A 19,755-nucleotide genomic window follows, 5' to 3' on the forward strand; every position below is an offset into this window, starting at 1 on the left:
GCGCATCCCTCGAGGGGAATGGCTGCAACAGGCAGACCGGGTCTCGTACTCAATTATTGCACGCTTTGCGGGGCTGGCCGACACGCCGTAGCGGCGAGCCCGCGGTGCTTGATCAGAGGGCCTGTGGGGGCCACGTCACGCGCTTCGCCGGCGCCACGCCCTCACTAATGCAACCCACAGGGGGGGCACGGTTATTCCCTCTTCCTCATGCAGGAGCGCCCGCGTTCGCCGCCTCGCCCTCAACAGCATCACCACTCCGAACCCGACGACCAGGTACTGCGCGAGGAACGCGATCCGGAAGGAATCCAAGGAGTACAGCTCGACGGGCACACCCGACCCCCCGCGAACGTGGTCGATCGCGTCGAGCGCGAAGCCGACGAGCAGCATGATGGTGAAGCTCGCCGTGAACCCCCCGACGTTGACGACCCCCGAGGCCGACCCCATCGACCGCATGGGATTGAACGTGCGGGCGAAATCGAAGCCGATGAGTGCGCCCGGTCCCCCGATGGCGATGACGACGACGAGGAGCACCACGAGCCAGAGCGGGGGTTGCCCCGGCCAGCCGAGCACGGCGGCCCAGACCACGGCCATCGTGCCCACGATCCCCAGCACGAGCGTCGAGCGACGGAACGGGAATCGCGCCGAGAGCAGCCCGAGCACCGGACCAGCGAGGCCTGCGACGACAACCACCAGGGTGAGAAGAAGTGCGGCACCTGTCGGGCCGTAACCGAGTCCCACCGAGAAGAACGGGAACCCCCACAGGAGCGCGATCATCGTGACCGAGGGTTGCGAGACGAAGTGCGACCAGAATCCGAGTTGGGTACCTGGTCTCGCGAGGGACTCACGCAACTGTCGGAGCGAGGCGCGCCACGTCGCGACCTCATGGCTCTCGGACGCCCGACTCTGCACGGCGATGAGCACCACGATGATCACGACGACGGAGAGCGCCGCAATACCGAGGTAGGTGTTGGTCCAGCCGAACGCATGGAGCGCGGCCACGAGGGGCAGGGCTGAGAGGATCTGCCCCACCTGGCCCGACGTTCCCAGGACCTGGGTCGCAATGGGGAGGGTTCTGCCCTCGAACCACGTGGCCAGGAGGCGGATGCACGACAGGAAGGTCATGGCATCCCCTGCACCCACCCCGATACGACCGAGAACCGCCACCTCGAGCGTGGGGGCGAGCGCGAGGGTGACCTGCCCCACCGTCATCAAGGCAGCGCCAAGAACGATGAGGAATCGGGGCCCCACCCGGTCGATCATGACGCCCACCGGAACCTGCAGGGCCGCATAGACCACCAACTGGACCACAGCAAGGCTCGACAGCGCGGCGGCGGTCACCCCGAACCGTTCGGTCGCCTCCACCGCTGCTACTCCGAGCGAGGTCCGGTGCAGAACCGCGACGAGATAGGCCAGCATCGCTACGGCGAAGACCAGCCACGATCGTCGAGAGTTCACTGACTCAGACTAGGCGGGGCCGCCGTCCTCACCGTGGCCTTCGAGGCGAGCGGGGTTCGTGTTACGTCTGGTCTTCTGTGCCGTCGCGCCGACTCGCGAGGAAGTTCTGGAGCTCTGCCGCGATCTCGTCAGCCGAGGGGAGTTCACCGTCCTCGTCGATCAGAGGCGATGGCAGCGGGTTGTCCAGCATGTAACTGTCGTGCCGCTCCTCCAACGTGCCAACGAGGCGCGCCAACTCCTGGTTGTTCTCGACCTGACTCTCGATCCGGGCGACGAAATCGCGACCCTCCTCGCGGAGACGATCGGTCGGGAAGAGAAGCCCGGTGGCAGCACTCACACTCTCGAGCGCGGTGACTGCCGCTGCCGGGTACTCGGTATCGGCGAGGTAGTGCGGAATGAGCAGCACAAAACCCGCCGTGGGGTGTCCGAGCTCCTGCAACCGGTACTCGATCAGGTGCAGCGCGTTCGCGGGCACCTGGGTGCGCGGTCGCCACACGGACATCGCGTCGGTCAGCTCGGTGCGATTGCCGCTCACAGTCACGCCGATGGGACGGGTGTGCGGAACGGGCATCGGGATGGCATGAACCCACGTCGTCGTCGACACCTGGAAACGGTCGACGAGCTGGAGCACCGCGGCGGTGAATCGCTCCCACTGGAAGTCGGGCTCGTAACCGGTGAGAAGCAGGAACTGCTGCTCGAGCTCGTCCTCCGCGAGGTAGAGCTTGAGCGACGGCGGCCGGTAGTCCGACAGGTGGTCCTGGTCGAAGTAGATGGTCGGTCGCCTGGCCCGGTAGTCGAGCAGCTCGTCGGAGTCGAAGGTGGCAATCGGCCGATGAGCGAGCGAATCGAGGACATGAGCGCTGAACTGCGTCACAGCGCTTCCCGAGTCCGCGAATCCAGTCAGAGCGGCGACCATCGGCAACCCCAGTGGCACCTCAGCCGCGTCGAGGGAGAGGTCGTAAAGCCCGGCAGGATCTCGCATGTTTCCACTGTATCCGCGCCGCAACGCACATCAGGGGTCCACGCGAATGCCGTGAGCGAACACGCCGGTACGATGGCCCGATGGCTGTTCCCACTCTCTCCCTGTCCCAGGATTCCCCGCTCTCCATCCCGGGCGATGTGCTCGTACTCGGGGTACGCAAGACCGACGAGGGTCCGGAACTACTGACCGACGACAACTCGCTCGCCCCGCTCGCCCTCGCACTCGTTGCCATCGGAGTGACCGGCGCGCAGGATGAGCTCCGTCGCGTGCCGTGGGATGTCGCGGCCACCGAGAGCATCGCACTCGTGGGTGTCGGCACCACGGTGAACCCCGACGCACTCCGCTATGCAGCGGGTTCGGCGGCCCGCCAGTTGCGCGGTGTCGAATCACTCGTGGTCGGATTGCCGTCGACATCCGACGAGGACACGCTCGCCATCCTCGAGGGTGCAGGGATCGGCGCCTACGCGTACACCGAGTACCGCTCCGCGAGCCTCGATTCCACGAAGCTCCCAGCCACATCGATCACGGTCGCTGCGCCGGGCTCCGATGCCCTCGCGGAGCGCGCGACGATCATCTCGCAGGCGATGCACAGTGTGCGCGATCTCGTGAACGCGCCAGCATCCGACCTCTATCCGGAGACCTTCGCGGCCGCCGCTGTCGACCTCGCCTCTGGCGATGACCTCAGTGTCGAAGTACTCGCCCACGATGAGCTCACGGCGGGTGGCTTCGGGGGCATCCTCGGCGTCGGTCAGGGCTCATCCAGGGGGCCGCGCCTGGTCAAGGTCACCTACTCCCCCGCGGATGCAACGCAGCACATCGCCCTCGTCGGCAAGGGCATCACCTTCGACACCGGTGGCCTCTCGCTCAAACCGCCGGCCTCGATGATCGGCATGAAGTACGACATGACGGGTGCCGCCACCGTTCTCGCCGTCGTCGTCGCCGCATCCCGTCTCGCCATTCCCGTCAAGATCACGGGATGGCTGTGCCTGGCCGAGAACATGCCGTCCGGCACCGCGCTTCGGCCCGGCGACGTGATCACCGTGCGTGGTGGAAAGACCGTCGAGGTCCTCAACACCGATGCGGAGGGTCGTCTGGTGCTCGCCGATGGTCTCGTCGCCGCGAGCGAGGAGAACCCCGACGCCATCATCGACGTCGCGACGCTCACCGGCGCGGCGCGTGTGGCCCTGGGCGACCGCTACGTTGGCGCCATGGGTGACTCCGAGCTGGTGGGTCGCGTCGTCGATGCTGCCGGGCGCGTGGGGGAAACCCTGTGGGCGATGCCCATTCCCTCCGAGGTGCGTCCGCTCCTGGCATCCGACATTGCGGACATCGCCAACATCAAACCCGGAAACACGGCCGCAGGGATGCTCATTGCTGCGGCTTTCCTGAAAGATTTCATCGGTTCGACCGGCGAGGATGACGAGCGTCGCGTCATCCCCTGGGCGCACCTGGACATCGCCGGACCCGCGAACAATGGCGGAGCGGGCTGGGGCTACACGGGTAAAGGACCGACCGGAGTGACGGTGAGGACACTCCTCGAACTGGCCGAGTCCTTTCCTGCCAGGTAGTAAGGTTTTTCAGGCGGAATGGTCCGCCTCTCGATTCGGTTCCGAACACACCACGGATGCCGAAGCCACGGAATCTCACAGAAGGTTCCTTACGGAGGAGTAGCTGCAATTGGCTGAGCACACTTTTGACCTCGTAATTCTCGGCGGCGGGAGTGGCGGATACGCCGCAGCGCTGCGAGCAACCCAACTGGGCTTGTCCGTCGCGTTGGTGGAGAAGAACAAGCTCGGCGGCACGTGTCTCCACGTCGGGTGCATCCCGACGAAGGCGCTCCTGCACGCTGCAGAGGTTGCAGACGTCTCCCGCGAGTCCGCGAAGTACGGCGTCACCACCACCTTCGGCGGGGTAGACATCGCCGGCGTCACGGCTTACCGCCAGGAAGTCGTCGCGAGCAAGTACAAGGGTCTTCAGGGCCTCATCAAGATGCGCGGCATCACTGTCGTCGAAGGCACCGGCCGCCTCGTCTCCCCCACCACCGTTCAGGTCGGGGATGACACCTACACGGGCAAGAACGTCATTCTCGCGACCGGCTCGTACTCCCGCTCGCTCCCCGGCCTCGAGATCGGTGGCCGCGTGATCACGTCGGAGCAGGCGCTCGAGCTCGACTTCGTGCCCAAGAAGGTCGCCGTCCTCGGCGGTGGCGTCATCGGCGTCGAGTTCTCGAGCGTGTGGCGCTCATGGGGTGCCGAGGTCACCATCATCGAGGCGCTTCCCCACCTGGTTCCGAACGAGGACGAGGCCATCTCGAAGCAGTTTGAGCGCGCGTTCCGCAAGCGTGGCATTGACTTCAAGCTCGGTGTGCGCTTCCAGGGCGTCACGCAGAACGATGACGGAGTCGTGGTCACGCTGGAGAACGGAGAGACCGTGGAGGCCGAGCTCCTCCTCGTCGCCGTCGGTCGCGGACCGAGCACTGCCGGCCTTGGCTTCGAGGAAGTCGGCATCTCGATGGACCGCGGCTTCGTGCTCACGAACGAGCGCCTTGCCACGAACATCCCCGGCGTCTATGCCGTCGGCGACATCGTCCCCGGCCTGCAGCTCGCGCACCGCGGGTTCCAGCAGGGAATCTTCGTCGCCGAGGAGATCGCGGGACTGGCTCCGATTGTCATCAGTGACCTCAACATCCCCAAGGTCACCTACAGCGACCCCGAGGTCGCCTCGATCGGTCTCAGCGAGGCCAAGGCCGTCGAGCAGTACGGTGCCGACTCCGTCAAGACCTACGACTACAACCTCGCGGGCAACGGAAAGAGCCACATCATCGGTACCTCGGGCTCGGTGAAGGTCGTGCGCGTCATCGACGGCCCCGTCGTCGGTGTCCACATGATCGGCGCCCGTGTCGGTGAGCTGATCGGTGAAGCGCAGCTCGCCGTGAACTGGGAGGCGTACCCCGAGGACATCGCCCCCCTCATCCACGCCCACCCGACGCAGAACGAGGCGCTCGGGGAAGCGTTCCTGGCACTCGCCGGCAAGCCGCTTCACGGCATCTGACCCCCACAACAGACCACGCAACTAAGCTTGAGAATCACAGAAGCGTTAAAGGAGCATCACTGATGAGCGAATCCGTCAACCTTCCGGCACTCGGTGAGAGTGTCACCGAGGGTACGGTTACCCGCTGGCTCAAGAAGGTCGGCGACCGCGTGGAGGTCGACGAGCCACTGCTCGAAGTCTCCACCGACAAGGTTGACACCGAGATCCCTTCGCCGGTCGCTGGCGTTATCGAGGCGATCCTGGTCGCCGAGGATGAGACCGTCGAGGTCGGCACGGCACTCGTGACCATCGGCGACGGTTCCGGCGGCGGCGACGCTGCACCGGAGGCACCGGCTCCCGAGGCGGCTCCCGCTCCCGAGGCGGCTCCCGCTCCCGAGGCGGCTCCCGCTCCCGAGGCAGCACCGGCTCCCGAGGCAGCGCCCGCCGCGCCCGAGCCGGAGGCTCCCGCAGCGCCAGCAGAGACGACCCCCGCCCCGGCTCCCGAGGCAGCGCCCGCTCCCGAGCCGACTCCCGCTCCCGAAGCGGCTCCTGCTCCCGCAGCCGAGCCCGCTCCCGCCGCCGCGCCCGCTCCGCAGGCTGCCCCCGAGCCCGAGCAGGCCGCTCCCGCAGCGGCGCCCGTCGCAGCACCGAGCGCGGAGGCCTTCGCTGGGTATGTCACTCCTCTTGTTCGCAAGCTCGCGAACGAGCAGGGTGTCGACCTGTCGACCGTCTCCGGCACCGGTGTCGGTGGTCGTATTCGCAAGCAGGACGTTCTCGCTGCCACAGCACCTGCAGCACCAGCCGCTCCTGCCGCTGCCCCGGCGGCTGTCGCTCTCGAGACGTCGGAACTTCGAGGCACGACCGTACCGATGTCCCGCCTGCGCAAGGTCATCGCGGAGCGCGCCGTGATTTCGATGCAGTCGTCGGCTCAGCTCACCTCCGTTGTTGAGGTCGATGTCACTGCGGTGGCCCAGTACCGCAACAAGGTGAAGGACGCGTTCCAGGAGAAGACGGGCGTCAAGCTCTCCTTCCTGCCGTTCTTCGCACTCGCGGCCGCCGAAGCGCTTCGCGCCTACCCGATCATCAACGCGACGATCGATGGCGATTCGATCGTCTACCCGCCGCACGAGAACATCAGCATCGCGGTGGACACCGAGCGTGGACTGCTGACGCCCGTGGTTCGTGACGCTGGCGACCTCGATCTCGCCGGCCTCGCCACGCAGATCGCCGATCTTGCTGAGCGCACACGCGACAACAAGCTCAAGCCCGACGAGCTGGCGGGCGGCACGTTCACGCTGACCAACACCGGTTCCCGTGGCGCGCTGTTCGACACCCCCATCGTGTTCCTGCCCCAGTCGGCAATCCTCGGCACGGGTATCGTCACGAAGAAGCCTGTCGTAATCTCCGACGCGGGCGGCGACGCTATCGCAATTCGCTCCATGGTCTACCTCGCGCTCTCCTACGATCACCGGATCGTGGATGGTGCTGACGCGGCGCGGTTCCTGACCGCGGTCAAGAACCGCCTCGAGAACGGCGATTTCGCACCGAACCTCGGCATCTGATCTCGGGCCTCATCTGAGGTAGTCCCTGATCCGCCAACCGGCCTCGCTCCTGATCATCAGGATCGAGGCCGGTGTGCTTTCTGCACCGGACACGGTCACCAGGGCTGCACCGCCGAGCTCCTCCTCGATCTGAAATTCCCAGGGTTGCGGGGGGACGGGGTCATCGGGGACGTCGCTGGTCGCGTCCGTTCCCTGCTGAAGCTCCCTGATCCGTGCTTGATCGTCTGTTAGGGCTTGCGAACCCACCTGGTCGACCGCATCAAGACACAGGATCGACGCGGATCGGCTGCAGCGCTCGCGCGTCTTCAGAAGGGCCGCGAGGGCCTGAGCTGGATCATCCCCGACGACCTCCTCCGACGTCCCCTCCGAGGGGGCCCCGGTGGCGGAAGGCGTCGGGGCGGGAGAAGTCACGTGCGCCGCGTCGGGGATGGCGTCGCTCGATCCCTGCGGCACCAGAACGAGAGCCGCAACGAGCGCGGCCAGTGCGCCCGCGCCGATCGCCCAGAATCGTGGGCGTACCGTTGCCACCAGCTCCCTCACGGTCGAGATCAACTCGGGCATCCTCCCGACTGCTGCCGCGGCATCCGAGACTGTCGGCCAGCTCCGTCCTCCAGCCGTTCTCGCGCGCGGACGCCTGCGAGCGAGCTCATCCCTCACGCTGGCATCCTGCGTCGGTCGTTCGTTGGCGAGCGCCACGGGCTCGCCTGAGCCCAGCTCAAAGAGGCGCGAACAGAGCGCGCCAGGAAACTCGTCACCCGGCGTGCCGACATCCAACCACTCCAGGACCTCACTCACGGACGCCACGGCTCTCGATCGCCCCGCGGCGAGCAACACTGCTCGCGCGATCTCCCGAAGCCCCTCGAGGTCGGCGGTGAGGACCTCGAGGGCCTCCCGCTGCACGGAGTTCGTCGCATCCGTCGCACACGCTGCGCCGAAGCACGCGAGCACCGGAGCCCCGTCGTCCGTGAAGAACACGGCGTTGGCGTTCACGCGCCCATGCGCGATACCGGCGGCCCTCAGTCGTGCGACCGCTCTGGCCAGTGGCACCAGGATCGTGATCGCCTCCCCGATGGTCAGCTCGGCGCGGTCGGCGAGGAGGGATGCCAGACTCCTGCCGCCCAGCCGATCGAGAACGACCACCGGAACCCCGTCGGCTCCCGTGCTGACATCGAGCACCCGCACAGTGTGTGGCCCAGCAGCACTGGCGAGTGCGTCCAGTTCGACCTCGATGGACCTATATCCGACCCCGGTGCGGTAGATCTTCAGCGCCGTTGGGGAAGCACGTTCCCCTTCCGCGACGGGATGCCCCAGGAACACCACGGCTCGCGTTCCCTCACCGAGGACCCTCACCAGCCGGTAGCCGCCGACGATATCTCCGGTCGCTGCTCCATCACCGCCGATCACGTAGTCCGCCACCCCTCGAGTGTGCTCCGCTGGCGCCTGCGGATCCCGCTCCACCGCGGCACCTGGAGAACCCCCGTGTTTGCTCTCACGTGTGGAGGACGCGTTTCGTCGATTGGTCGTAGACTCGCCTCGTGATCGACATTGTCGTCACGGGGCTAAGCGCCAACTCCGTGCCGTACGTCGAGGCCCTTGGGCTTCAGCGCGCAATCCATGCCGCCGTGTCGAGCGGACGCTCGCCAGACACGCTTCTCCTCCTCGAGCATCCCTCGGTCTACACCGCGGGGAAACGCACGGAGGACTTCGAGCGCCCCGCCGATGGGACTCCCGTGATCGACGTCGACCGAGGTGGGAAGATCACCTGGCACGGCCCGGGGCAGCTCGTCGGGTATCCGATCGTCCGCCTCGCGGAGCCCATCGATGTCGTGGGGTACGTGCGACGGCTCGAGGGCATGCTCATCGGTGTTCTCGCTGACCTCGGAATAGACGCGGGCCGGGTCTCGGGGCGTTCGGGCGTCTGGATGGGGTACGGCAGTCCCGTTGGTGCCGAGAAGATCGCAGCGATCGGCATTCGAGTCGCCGGCGGCGTGACGATGCACGGTTTCTCCCTCAACTGCAGCAACTCCTTCGAGCCCTATTCGAAGATCGTCGCGTGCGGCATCCTCGACGCGGGGGTGACCTCGATCAGCCGAGTGCTCGACCGCGAAGTCACGCCGGAGGATGTCGTCCCCCTCATCCGTCGGCACGCGGACGCCATCACGGAAGGAGCAATCGCGTGAGCCACCAGACGACGCACCAGGCTGAGATCGGCGGTCGCAAGCTGCTCCGCCTTGAAGTGCGCAACGCGGAGACGCCGATCGAACGCAAGCCCGCCTGGATCAAGACCGTCGCAAAGATGGGACCGGAGTACCGCCAGATCCACGACCTCGTGAAGGGCGAGAACCTGCACACGGTGTGCCAGGAGGCCGGATGCCCCAACATCTTCGAGTGCTGGGAGGATCGTGAGGCCACGTTCCTCATCGGTGGCTCGCAGTGCACGAGGCGCTGCGATTTCTGCCAGATCGACACGGGGAAGCCTGCCGACTACGACACTGACGAGCCGCGACGGGTCGCCGAGTCAGTTCACACGATGGATCTGAGGTACGCGACCGTGACGGGTGTGGCCAGGGACGACCTGCCGGACGAGGGGGCCTGGCTCCATGCCGAGACAGTCCGTCGCATCCATGAGATGAACCCCGGAACCGGCGTCGAGATCCTCGCGACGGACTTCTCGGGCAACCCCGACCTTCTCGCAGAGGTCTTCTCGTCACGTCCCGAGGTCTTCGCCCACAACGTCGAGACCGTACCTCGGATCTTCAAGCGAATCCGACCAGCGTTTCGCTACGATCGGTCGCTCGATGTCATCAGGCAGGCCCGGGCCGCCGGGCTCATCACCAAGTCGAATCTCATCCTCGGCATGGGCGAGGAGCGCCACGAGGTGTCCGAGGCGCTCCAGGACCTCCATGACGCCGGTACGGACATCATCACGATCACCCAATACCTCCGGCCCACCGCCCGTCACCTGCCGGTCGCGCGCTGGCTCAAGCCCGAGGAGTTCCTCGAGATCAGCGAGGAAGCCGAGGCGATCGGATTCCTCGGTGTACTCGCGGGACCCCTCGTTCGGTCCAGCTATCGGGCCGGACGCCTGTGGGCGCAGTCGATGGTTGCCAAGGGTCGCCCGATCCCGGATAGCCTCCGGCATCTCGCCGACAAGAATGCGGGGTTCGCACAGGCGGTGTCCTGAGGCTCTCGAAGGGCGGTGTCCTGAGGCTCTCGAAGGGCGGTGTCCTGAGCACGCCCTGGACGCTCTCGAACGGGCGGTATCCTAAGAGCATGGCTCGCAGCTCAACCACTCCGCCGAAGGCGCAGAAGGAACCCGGTCGTCTCAAGCAGATGTTCCAGGTCTTCCAGATGACCACCCGCTACGACAAGTCGGCCCTCTGGCTGCTCATCGTGGCCTTCGTCGTTCCGATCGCTGCCGGTGTCAGTCTCGGCCTTCTCTTCTCCGGCGACAACATCATCGGCTTGATCCTGTACATCGTTGCGGGCGTCCTCGGTGGCCTCCTGCTCTTCCTCATCGTGCTGGGTCGTCGCGCCGAGCGCGCCGCATACTCCCAGATCGCCGGTCAGCCCGGCGCCGTTGGTGCCGTGCTCAAGAGTTCGCTCCGTCGTGGCTGGACGGCGAGCGAGATGCCCGTCACGGTCAGCCCCCGCACTCAGGATGCCGTCTACCGAGCCGTAGGTCGTGGCGGTGTCGCCCTCATCGGCGAGGGCCCGCAGAGCCGCACCCGCCCGATGCTCGAGGAGCAGCGCAAGGCTGTCGCTCGCATCCTCCCCAACGTTCCGATCCACCTCGTCTACGTCGGCCCCGACGCGGATTCCGTGGTGCTCCACAAACTCCCGTCGACGCTCGGCAAGTTCAAGCCGGTGCTGCGCAAGCCTGAGGTTCTCGCGGTGTCGAACCGCCTCAACTCCCTGGGCAAGAACGGCCTCCCCATCCCCAAGGGTATGGACCCGATGAAGGCCAGGGCTCAGCGCCCACGCTAGTCTCAGCGACGCTCAGCGACGCACGAGCACCGTGCCGGACAGGCGATCGTGCATCCCCCGCTGGTCTTTGTCCCAGATCAGGGGTGGAATCACGAGGCACAGCAGGATCGTGCGCGTGAAGGGTCGCCAGACACCGAGATAGCCGCCCCGGAGCGGCACAACGCGCATCCCCAGGATGAGATGCCCCGGCGAGCCCGACAAGGTCAGAAGGAACACAATCTGCACGACCGCGAAGATCGCCGTGCTCGCCCATCCCTCGTAGTTGAAGAATGCGGCTGAGATGATGGCGGCTGAGGCGAAGTCGATGGCGAGGGCGGCAATCCGCCGTCCGGATCGCGCGATCGAACGCGGACCGTCGTACGGGAGACCCAGCCGCTTGCCTGGCCACTCGACGGGCACAGAAGGCTTTTCGGGCATTACCCGAGACTACCGCGACGCATACCCGTAACATGCCGGAAACAATTGCGTGACCCTCGCGAAACCCCTTACGCATAGCCTCGTGGGTGGCCGCGTCTGCTGCCGTTCAGCACCAAGCTCATTGGAGTCCTTCACATGTTCAGTGATTCTTCAGAAGTGCTCAAGTTCATCAAGGACACCGACGTCAAGTTCCTTGATATCCGCTTCACGGACCTTCCCGGGGTCCAGCAGCACTTCAACATCCCGGCGTCCACCGTTGACGAGGAGTTCTTCTCCGTCGGCCAGCTTTTCGACGGTTCGTCGATCCGCGGCTTCGCCAACATCCACGAGTCCGACATGCAGCTGATCCCGGATGTCACGACGGCGTACGTAGACCCGTTCCGCACCGAGCGCACGCTCATCATGGTGTTCGACATCTACAACCCGCGTAACGGCGAGATCTACGGCAAGGACCCACGCCAGGTCGCCAAGAAGGCCGAGAAGTACCTCGCCTCGACCGGCATCGCAGACACCGCGTACTTCGCGCCCGAGGCCGAGTTCTACATCTTCGACGATGTGCGCTACTCGGTCACCCAGAACCAGAGCTTCTACTCCGTCGACTCCGAAGAGGGCGCCTGGAACACCGGTCGCGTCGAGGAGGGCGGAAACCTCGCCAACAAGACCCCGTACAAGGGTGGTTACTTCCCCGTCAGCCCGATCGACAAGCAGGCCGACCTGCGCGACGACATCAGCCTCAAGCTGATCGACGCCGGGCTCATTCTCGAGCGTGCCCACCACGAGGTCGGCACCGGCGGCCAGGCTGAGATCAACTACCGCTTCGACACGATGGTGCACGCGGCAGACGACATCCTGAAGTTCAAGTACATCGTCAAGAACACCGCTCTCGAGTGGGGCAAGGTCGCCACCTTCATGCCGAAGCCGCTCTTCGGCGACAACGGCTCGGGCATGCACACGCACCAGTCGCTGTGGAACGACGGCAACCCGCTGTTCTACGACGAGCAGGGCTACGGCGGTCTGTCGGACATCGCGCGCTGGTACATCGGTGGACTTCTCAAGCACGCCCCGGCGGTGCTCGCGTTCACCAACCCGACGCTCAACTCGTTCCACCGTCTCGTTCCTGGCTTCGAAGCCCCGGTCAACCTGGTCTACTCGGCCGGTAACCGCTCGGCGTCGATCCGTATCCCGATCACGGGCACCAACCCCAAGGCCAAGCGCATCGAGTTCCGTGCGCCGGATGCCTCGGGCAACCCGTACCTCGCCTTCGCGGCCCAGCTCATGGCTGGTCTCGACGGAATCAAGAACAAGATCGAGCCGCACGAGCCCGTCGACAAGGACCTGTACGAGCTGCCCCCCGAGGAGGCCAAGCTCATCCCCCAGGTTCCCGGCTCGCTCGCCGAGGCGCTCAACGCGCTCGAGGCCGACCACGAGTTCCTGCTCGAGGGCAACGTGTTCACCAAGGACCTCATCGACACGTGGATCGCGTACAAGTGGGAGAAGGAGATCATCCCCGCCTCCCAGCGTCCGCACCCGTTCGAGTACGAGCTGTACTTCTCGGTGTAACCAACGCCTGAACAAAATGGGTCGCATCCTTCGGGGTGCGGCCCATTTTGTTTGTGCCGACTCTGCGTGTACCGGACGATTCGGAGGACGGCACGCCGAAGACCAGAGCCTTCGTCTACGGCCGCGGGGCGCGCCGTCCTCCGTAAGAGTCTCAGACGGTCGTCGAGGGGCGCTGCGGGGCACCGTAGAAGCGACGCTCGAACACCTGGCGGGCCAGGCGCGTGACACGCAGGTAGTGGTCCTCGAAGACTGCCGCCGAACCAGGAGGGTACTCGAGGAGGCGTGCGACACCTTCGAGCTGCTGGTGGTCCGTCGGGAGAACGTCCGAGGTCCGCGCGGTCCAGAGGGTCATGGCGGAGCGGGCGCGGGACGCGAGGATCCAGGCATCCCGAAGCTTGTGGGCATCCTCGGTGTCGACGAGGCCGGCGGCCTCCGCGGCGGAGAGTGCACCGAGGGTGGAGGTGGTGCGCAGCCCGGGAACACTCGCCCCGTGCTGCAGTTCGAGCAACTGCACGAACCACTCGACGTCGCTCAGCGACCCCCGTCCGAGCTTCAGGTGGCGGGTGGGGTCCGCAGCCTGGGGCAGACGCTCGTTCTCCACCCTCGCCTTGATGCGCTTGACCTCGCGGATCTCCTGCTCCGAGATGGATGCCGGGTACCTCACCTCATCGGCAAGTTCCTCGAACGCCGTCAGCACGCCGGCATCCCCCACCGCACCCCGGGCGCGCAAGAGTGCCTGCGCCTCCCACGTGAGCGACCACCGCTTGTAGTACGCGCGGTACGAGTCGAGCGACCGCACGATCGCACCGTTGCGTCCCTCGGGGCGCAGTCCGGCGTCGAGGTCGAGGGGAACGCGGAGGTCCTCCGTGTAGCGACCGAGCGCGTGCACGATCCGCTCGGCGCGCTGGTGCGCCTCCTCGGGCGTCGCGCCTGCCGGACGGAAGACGTACATGACGTCGGCGTCAGAACCGAAGCCGAGTTCCTGCCCGCCGTAGCGGCCCATGGCGATGATGCCGAACTCGATGCCGTCGCCATAGCGGTGGGCCAGGGCGAGAGCGCCCGTGAGGATGGCCGTCGTGATGTCGGAGAGTCCCCTGCCGAGCTCGCTGATGGTGATCGTGCCGAGGATGCCGGCGAGGGCGAGGCGGAGGATCTCGCGGCGGCGGGCCGTGCGGAGGGCGAGGGCCGCAGCATCCTCGTCGTCCCGGTGCCTCGCCACCGTCGCCTCGGTCTCCTCGAGGAGCTGGGCGAGCGGCCGCGGGCGGAGCTCGTCCTCGTTCTCGAGCCACGCTGCGGCCTCCGGGATGCGCTCGAAGAGTGCACCGACGAACTTGGAGCCGGAGAGCACGTGCGTGAGACGCTCGGCGGCGGCAGAGGAGTCCCGCAGCATGCGGAGGAACCAGTAGGCCTCGCCGAGATCCTCACTGAGCCGTCGGAAGGCGAGCAGCCCGTAGTCGGGGTCGGCGCCCTCCGCGAACCACTGCAGCATGACGGGCAGGAGGGTGCGCTGGATGGTCGCCCGACGCGACACTCCCCCGGTGAGCGCCGCGATGTGCGCGAGAGCGCCCCGCGGGTCGCGGAAGCCGATCGCCGCCAGGCGAGCCTCGGCCTGCTCGCTCGACAGCGCGAAGCCGTCCTCGGGCAGGGCCGCCACTGCGGACAGGAGCGGGCGGTAGAAGAGCCGCTCGTGCAGCCTGCGCACGGCATTCTTGGTGCGCTGCCACCGTTCGGTGAGATCGGATGCCGTACTCGCGAGCCCGGACGCCCTGGCCAGCACACGCAGCGCCTCTGGGTCGGTGGGCATGAGATGCGTGCGGCGCAGTCGGGACAGCTGGAGGCGGTGCTCGAGCACCCGCAGGAATCGGTAGTCCTCCGAGAACTCCGCAGCCTCCACGCGCCCGATGTAGCCCTGCTCGGCGAGGGCGACGAGGGCGGGAAGCGTCGCGCGCTGGTGGACCGCGTCATCCAGCTGGCCGTGCACGAGTTGCAGCAGCTGGATCGTGAACTCGACGTCCCGCAGCCCGCCCGGCCCGAGCTTGAGCTGCACGTCGATCTCCGAGTTGGGGATGTGCTCGGTCACCCGCTCGCGCATGCGCTGCACGGACTCCACGAAGTTCTCCCGCGACGCACTCGACCACACCATGGGTGCGAGCGCTGTCACGTACCGCTCCCCCAAGTCCCGATCGCCCGCGAGGGGGCGGGCCTTCAGCAGCGCCTGGAACTCCCAGCTCTTCGCCCACCGCTCGTAGTAGGCAACATGCGAGGCCAGAGTCCGCACGAGGGCGCCGTCCTTGCCCTCGGGCCGCAGGTTGGCGTCGACCTCCCAGAGGGACGGTTCAGCACACAGTTCATTGATGCCGCGCATCGTCTGGATGGCGAGTTTGGTGGCGATGTCGACGGCACGGTCGTCCGTGATGGCGTCCGAGCCCTCGGCCACGAAGATGACGTCGACGTCCGAGACGTAGTTCAGTTCACGGGCACCCGCCTTGCCCATGCCGATGATCGCGAGCTTGGTTGCGGCAACGTCCTCAGCGGGAAACGCCACGTCGCGTCGGGCCACATCGAGGGATGCCTCGAGCGCTGCCCCGGCGAGGTCCGCCAGCGCCTCGGCCACACGATCGAGCGCGCCGAGCGTGTCGGACTGCCCGAGATCCCATGCAGCCAGGCGGGCCAGGTGATGCCGATAGCGCACGCGCAACACGACCCACGCCGCCTCCCCCTCGAGCCCGCGCACTGACTCCAGGAGATCCTGCACGTAGCCCTCGGCCGAGGGTGGGGTGACGAGGCGCTCGGCGAGTGACTGCAACTCCCCCGGTCGGCGAGTGAAGAACGAGGCGAGGCCCTCGGATGCCCCGAGCACGCGTATCAGGCGAGCCGCTGCATCCGCGTCCCCGAGGAGCGCGTTCACCTCGTCAGGGGCATGCTCCCGCAGATCGACGAGGAGTCGCAGTGCCTGGTCGGGGTCGGCGGCGGACGCGAACAGGGGAACGAGCTCCGGGATCTCGAGTTCGCCGAGGACGGCGGCGGTGCCGCCGAGGTCGGTGAACCCGAGACGTGCCAGCTCCGTGAGCGTCGTCTGTGCGCGAGTCATGGTGCCGTGCTCCTGTGCGCGGGGTGGAGACCTCGGCTAGAGGATCTCGAGGCTGCTCTGGAGCTCGTAGGGCGTGACCTGCGCGCGGTATTCCTTCCACTCGCGACGCTTGTTCAGCAGCACGTAGTTGAAGACCTCCTCGCCGAGGGTCTCGGCCACGAGCTCGGAGTCCTCCATGAGTGACACCGCGTGGTCGAGGCTCGCGGGAAGCTGCTCGTAGCCGAGCGCACGACGCTCGGAGTCGGACAGCTCCCAGACGTTGTTCTCGGCCTCGGGCGGAAGCTCGTAGCCCTCCTCGATGCCCTTCAGGCCTGCCGCAAGCAGCAGCGAGAAGGCGAGGTACGGGTTCGCGGCGGAATCCATGGCCCGGTACTCGACGCGAGCGCTCTGGCCCTTGCCCGGCTTGTAGAGCGGAACGCGCACGAGTGCCGAACGGTTGTTGTGGCCCCAGGTCACGAAGCTGGGTGCCTCGTCCCCGCCCCACAGTCGCTTGTACGAGTTCACGAACTGGTTGGTGACCGCGGTGATCTCGGGTGCGTGACGCAGGAGACCGGCGACGAACTGGCGACCGATCTTCGAGAGCTGGTAGTGACCGCCGCCGTCGTAGAACGCATTGGTGTCTCCCTCGAAGAGCGACATGTGGGTGTGCATGCCCGAACCCGGGTGGCCGGAGAGCGGCTTCGGCATGAACGTCGCGTACACGCCCTGCTCGATCGCCACCTCCTTGATGACCGTGCGGAACGTCATGATGTTGTCTGCCGTCGTGAGCGCGTCCGCGTAGCGCAGGTCGATCTCGTTCTGGCCGGGACCCGCCTCGTGGTGGCTGAACTCGACAGAGATACCGAGGTCCTCGAGCATCCGGACCGAACGACGACGGAAGTCGTGCGCCGTGCCACCGGGCACGTTGTCGAAGAAGCCAGCGGAGTCCACCGGCTCGGGTGCTCCGCCCTTGAGCTTGGACGACTTGAGCAGGTAGAACTCGATCTCGGGGTGCGTGTAGAACGAGAATCCGCGATCCGCTGCCTTCGCGAGTGAGCGCTTGAGAACATTCCGGGGGTCGCTCCAGGCGGGCTGGCCGTCCGGCGTGAGGATGTCGCAGAACATGCGGCCGGTCGGATCGATCTCGCCGCGCCACGGAAGGATCTGGAAGGTTGCTGGATCGGGCGCCGCGAGCATGTCGGCCTCGTAGGCGCGTGTGAATCCCTCGATGGCCGAACCATCGAAGCCGAGTCCTTCAGCGAAGGCGCCTTCGACCTCCGCCGGGGTGATGGCAACGCTCTTGAGGGTGCCGACGACGTCCGTGAACCACAGGCGAACGAACTTGACACCCCGCTCCTCGATCGTGCGAAGAACGAAGTCGCGCTGCTTGTCCATCAATACCTCTCATCAGCTCTCTGGCGGCGCACTCGGCACCCCTCATAGGCTACTGGCTCCGCCTTAGACTTAGCGCATGGCTGAGCAGGCGCTGAAGCGCGTTCGTACCCGTCACTTCCAGCGAGCCAAGGAATCCGGCATCAAATTCACCGGTCTCACGAGCTACGACCAGCTCACCGCAGGCATCTTCGACGAAGCAGGCATCGACTTCCTCCTCGTGGGCGATTCAGCCGGCAACAATGTGTATGGCTATGACACGACCCTTCCCGTCTCCATTGACGACCTGATCCCCCTGACCCGAGCGGTCGCCGGTTCCGTGTCACGCGCGTTCGTTGTGGCCGACATGCCCTTCGGATCGTACGAGACCGGGCCTGATGAGGCGCTGCACACGGCCTTCCGGTTCATGAAGGAGACCGGAGCGCATGCCGTCAAGCTCGAGGGCGGTGTGCGGAGTGCCGAGCAGATCCGTCGCATCGTGTCGGCGGGCATCCCGGTCATGGCCCACATCGGTTTCACACCGCAGAGTGAGCACGGGCTCGGCGGGCACGTCATCCAGGGGCGTGGCGATCAGGTCGAGCAGTTGCTCGCCGACGCTCGCGCCGTCGAGGATGCCGGTGCTTTCTCCGTGGTACTCGAGATGGTTCCGGCCGAGGCCGCGGCTCGCGTGACGAAGGAGCTTCGCATCCCCACGATCGGCGTCGGAGCGGGGCCCCATGTCGACGGCCAGCTCCTGGTGTGGACCGACTGGGCTGGCTTCACCAAGGGCCGCATCCCCAAGTTCGTGAAGCAGTACGCCAACCTTCGCGAGACCCTCACCGACGCCGTGAACGCCTACCGCGCCGACGTCGAGCAGGGTACCTACCCGGGCCCAGAGCACTCGTACGAGGACTAGCCCGGGTTCCCACCCGATGGCCGTTATTCGGCCATGTATCGCGCATGTTACGACTCAGGGTCGCTGACATTTCGTAGTGCGCTTTCGCAGTGATTGGGCGGCAGGTGGCCTATTTCACGGGGTTGACCCCTGCCCGAAACACGCCGGGAATTTACACTTCGTAGCCTCGCTCCCGAGGAGACGAAGCAGTTTGTCGATTGTGGTGCCCATCACGGGGCCGGAGCATCGGTTCATGGGCCCAGCCCGTGAACGTCCCGCACCGCAGCGGCACGCGATCTCATCGCATCCGAGCGGATGCTGCCGGATCCGTCGCCGACCTCCCGTCACACAGACCCGATTGGAAGCATCGACATGAAGCACATTGCACCTTCCGCAGCGAAACGTCGGTTCGCGGTCGTCGCAGCCGCGGCAACCGCGTTCGCGCTCGCGCTCACCGGCTGCGCGGCCCCGGCGGCCGAGACGCCGTCCGGTGAACTCACCGACGTCAACTACCAGCTCAGCTGGCTCAAGATCACCCAGTTCGGCGGATTCTTCGCCGGCGACGCCGAAGGCTTCTACGAGGAGGAGGGCATCGCGCCCACCTTCACCGCCGGCGGCTCGAACATCCTCGCCTGGCAGCAGGTCACGGGCGGAGCAGCCCTGCTCGGCGACGAGGACAACACCCTGCTCCTGCAGGCCATCGAGAGCGGCGAGGACCTCGTCGCCATCGGTGCCGTGTTCCAGAAGTCGCCGATGGCGATCATGAGCCTGTCGGATAACCCGATCAGCGCCCCCGAGGACTTCGAGGGCAAAACGATCGCCTACCCCGACAACGGGATCGCCCAGTTCACGTCGGTGCTCGAGGCGCAGGGCGTCGACACGTCGACCGTCACGATCGTGCCGGCCGGCGCAGACCCCACCCAGCTCGTCACCGGACAGGTTGATGGGTACGGCGGATACGCGACCGCACAGGGCGCCTCCCTCGAACTGCAGGGCCTCGACGTGGACTACCTCTACCTCGACGACCTCGGAGTGCCGAGCTACGGCAACGTGATCATCACGACCAAGGCGAACCTCGAGGAGAACCGCGACCTCATCGTGAAGTTCATGACCGCCACGGTCAAGGGCTACGAGTGGATCAACGCCAACCCCAAGGAGGGCGCGGAGATCGTCGTGAACGACGTGAACCCGACCGGTGGTCTCGACCTCGACACCGAGGCAGCCACGGCGGAGATCCAGGCCGACCTGATCGCCGGTCCCTCGGGCGTTCTGCGACTCGATGTCGAGAAGTTCCAGTCGATCATCGACTCCCTCGTCGAGGCAGGCACGCTGAGCGGGCCCCTGGACGCCGCCGACATCGTCGACACCTCGGTTCTCGACGACGTGTTCGGCGACAAGACCTCGCTGCTCAACTAACAACCCGATT

The 19,755-nt window shown here is 66.4% G+C and carries 15 protein-coding genes; 9 read left to right on the plus strand and 6 right to left on the minus strand.

Annotation, left to right across the window (positions count from 1 at the left end; all coding sequences use genetic code 11):
* Positions 1–135: 135 nt before the first annotated feature.
* Positions 136–1,455 (minus strand): nitrate/nitrite transporter, encoded by a 1,320-nt coding sequence (locus tag HDC94_RS10085; RefSeq protein WP_179497191.1) that lies wholly within the window; start codon positions 1,453–1,455, stop codon positions 136–138.
* 61 nt (positions 1,456–1,516) lie between these two features.
* Entirely contained in the window at positions 1,517–2,437 is a 921-nt protein-coding gene (locus tag HDC94_RS10090; RefSeq protein ID WP_179497193.1) for a proteasome assembly chaperone family protein, read from the minus strand.
* Between the two features lie 80 nt (positions 2,438–2,517).
* On the opposite strand from HDC94_RS10090, the gene HDC94_RS10095 reads away from it, so the two are divergent.
* From HDC94_RS10095 to sucB, 3 genes are all read left to right on the plus strand, one after another.
* On the plus strand, positions 2,518–4,005 hold the full coding sequence (locus HDC94_RS10095; protein ID WP_179497195.1) for a leucyl aminopeptidase: 1,488 nt from the start codon (positions 2,518–2,520) through the stop codon (positions 4,003–4,005).
* Between the two features lie 109 nt (positions 4,006–4,114).
* Complete coding sequence (lpdA, locus tag HDC94_RS10100) at positions 4,115–5,488, plus strand: dihydrolipoyl dehydrogenase (protein WP_179497197.1); 1,374 nt, start codon at positions 4,115–4,117, stop codon at positions 5,486–5,488.
* Between the two features lie 62 nt (positions 5,489–5,550).
* Positions 5,551–7,029 (plus strand): 2-oxoglutarate dehydrogenase, E2 component, dihydrolipoamide succinyltransferase, encoded by a 1,479-nt coding sequence (gene sucB, locus HDC94_RS10105; protein ID WP_179497199.1) that lies wholly within the window; start codon positions 5,551–5,553, stop codon positions 7,027–7,029.
* A gap of 9 nt (positions 7,030–7,038) precedes the next feature.
* Here the strand turns inward: sucB and HDC94_RS10110 are convergent, their stop codons facing one another.
* Positions 7,039–8,445 carry a protein kinase gene (locus HDC94_RS10110; protein WP_179497201.1) on the minus strand — a complete coding sequence of 469 codons (1,407 nt, stop codon included), beginning with the start codon at positions 8,443–8,445 and terminating at the stop codon, positions 7,039–7,041.
* A 119-nt stretch (positions 8,446–8,564) separates the two neighbouring features.
* Here HDC94_RS10110 and lipB point away from each other — a divergent pair, with 119 nt between their 5' ends.
* From lipB to HDC94_RS10125, 3 genes are all read left to right on the plus strand, one after another.
* A complete protein-coding gene (lipB, locus tag HDC94_RS10115) occupies positions 8,565–9,209 on the plus strand; it encodes a lipoyl(octanoyl) transferase LipB (RefSeq protein ID WP_179497203.1) in 645 nt (214 codons plus the stop codon).
* A gap of 26 nt (positions 9,210–9,235) precedes the next feature.
* Complete coding sequence (gene lipA, locus HDC94_RS10120; protein ID WP_179499013.1) at positions 9,236–10,213, plus strand: lipoyl synthase; 978 nt, start codon at positions 9,236–9,238, stop codon at positions 10,211–10,213.
* 89 nt (positions 10,214–10,302) lie between these two features.
* A complete protein-coding gene (locus HDC94_RS10125; RefSeq protein WP_179497205.1) occupies positions 10,303–11,016 on the plus strand; it encodes a DUF4191 domain-containing protein in 714 nt (237 codons plus the stop codon).
* A 12-nt stretch (positions 11,017–11,028) separates the two neighbouring features.
* Here HDC94_RS10125 and HDC94_RS10130 read toward each other — a convergent pair whose 3' ends face one another.
* The gene (locus tag HDC94_RS10130) at positions 11,029–11,433 is read right to left on the minus strand and encodes an RDD family protein (protein ID WP_179497206.1); all 405 of its coding nucleotides are present in this window, start codon (positions 11,431–11,433) and stop codon (positions 11,029–11,031) included.
* Between the two features lie 135 nt (positions 11,434–11,568).
* Here HDC94_RS10130 and glnA point away from each other — a divergent pair, with 135 nt between their 5' ends.
* Positions 11,569–12,993 carry a type I glutamate--ammonia ligase gene (glnA, locus tag HDC94_RS10135; protein ID WP_179497207.1) on the plus strand — a complete coding sequence of 475 codons (1,425 nt, stop codon included), beginning with the start codon at positions 11,569–11,571 and terminating at the stop codon, positions 12,991–12,993.
* A gap of 151 nt (positions 12,994–13,144) precedes the next feature.
* Here the strand turns inward: glnA and HDC94_RS10140 are convergent, their stop codons facing one another.
* The gene (locus tag HDC94_RS10140; protein WP_179497208.1) at positions 13,145–16,084 is read right to left on the minus strand and encodes a bifunctional [glutamine synthetase] adenylyltransferase/[glutamine synthetase]-adenylyl-L-tyrosine phosphorylase; all 2,940 of its coding nucleotides are present in this window, start codon (positions 16,082–16,084) and stop codon (positions 13,145–13,147) included.
* 36 nt (positions 16,085–16,120) lie between these two features.
* Positions 16,121–17,458 (minus strand): glutamine synthetase family protein, encoded by a 1,338-nt coding sequence (locus tag HDC94_RS10145; protein WP_179497209.1) that lies wholly within the window; start codon positions 17,456–17,458, stop codon positions 16,121–16,123.
* Between the two features lie 76 nt (positions 17,459–17,534).
* Here HDC94_RS10145 and panB point away from each other — a divergent pair, with 76 nt between their 5' ends.
* On the plus strand, positions 17,535–18,350 hold the full coding sequence (gene panB / locus HDC94_RS10150; RefSeq protein ID WP_179497210.1) for a 3-methyl-2-oxobutanoate hydroxymethyltransferase: 816 nt from the start codon (positions 17,535–17,537) through the stop codon (positions 18,348–18,350).
* A 351-nt stretch (positions 18,351–18,701) separates the two neighbouring features.
* Positions 18,702–19,745, plus strand: coding sequence for an ABC transporter substrate-binding protein (locus tag HDC94_RS10155; RefSeq protein WP_179497211.1), 1,044 nt, complete (start codon positions 18,702–18,704; stop codon positions 19,743–19,745).
* The last annotated feature ends 10 nt before the right edge of the window (positions 19,746–19,755 follow it).

It is taken from the genome of Leifsonia sp. AK011, assembly GCF_013410945.1.
Classification (GTDB): domain Bacteria; phylum Actinomycetota; class Actinomycetes; order Actinomycetales; family Microbacteriaceae; genus Rhodoglobus.

Bases quoted from the DNA above. Each gene is read 5' to 3' on its own strand.
- HDC94_RS10090 (WP_179497193.1), bottom strand. From the start codon at position 2,437: ATGCGAGATCCTGCCGGGCTTTACGACCTCTCCCTCGACGCGGCTGAG.
- HDC94_RS10095 (WP_179497195.1), top strand. From the start codon at position 2,518: ATGGCTGTTCCCACTCTCTCCCTGTCCCAGGATTCCCCGCTCTCCATC.
- sucB (WP_179497199.1), top strand. From the start codon at position 5,551: ATGAGCGAATCCGTCAACCTTCCGGCACTCGGTGAGAGTGTCACCGAG.
- HDC94_RS10125 (WP_179497205.1), top strand. From the start codon at position 10,303: ATGGCTCGCAGCTCAACCACTCCGCCGAAGGCGCAGAAGGAACCCGGT.
- HDC94_RS10130 (WP_179497206.1), bottom strand. From the start codon at position 11,433: ATGCCCGAAAAGCCTTCTGTGCCCGTCGAGTGGCCAGGCAAGCGGCTG.
- glnA (WP_179497207.1), top strand. From the start codon at position 11,569: ATGTTCAGTGATTCTTCAGAAGTGCTCAAGTTCATCAAGGACACCGAC.
- HDC94_RS10140 (WP_179497208.1), bottom strand. From the start codon at position 16,084: ATGACTCGCGCACAGACGACGCTCACGGAGCTGGCACGTCTCGGGTTC.
- HDC94_RS10145 (WP_179497209.1), bottom strand. From the start codon at position 17,458: ATGGACAAGCAGCGCGACTTCGTTCTTCGCACGATCGAGGAGCGGGGT.
- panB (WP_179497210.1), top strand. From the start codon at position 17,535: ATGGCTGAGCAGGCGCTGAAGCGCGTTCGTACCCGTCACTTCCAGCGA.
- HDC94_RS10155 (WP_179497211.1), top strand. From the start codon at position 18,702: ATGAAGCACATTGCACCTTCCGCAGCGAAACGTCGGTTCGCGGTCGTC.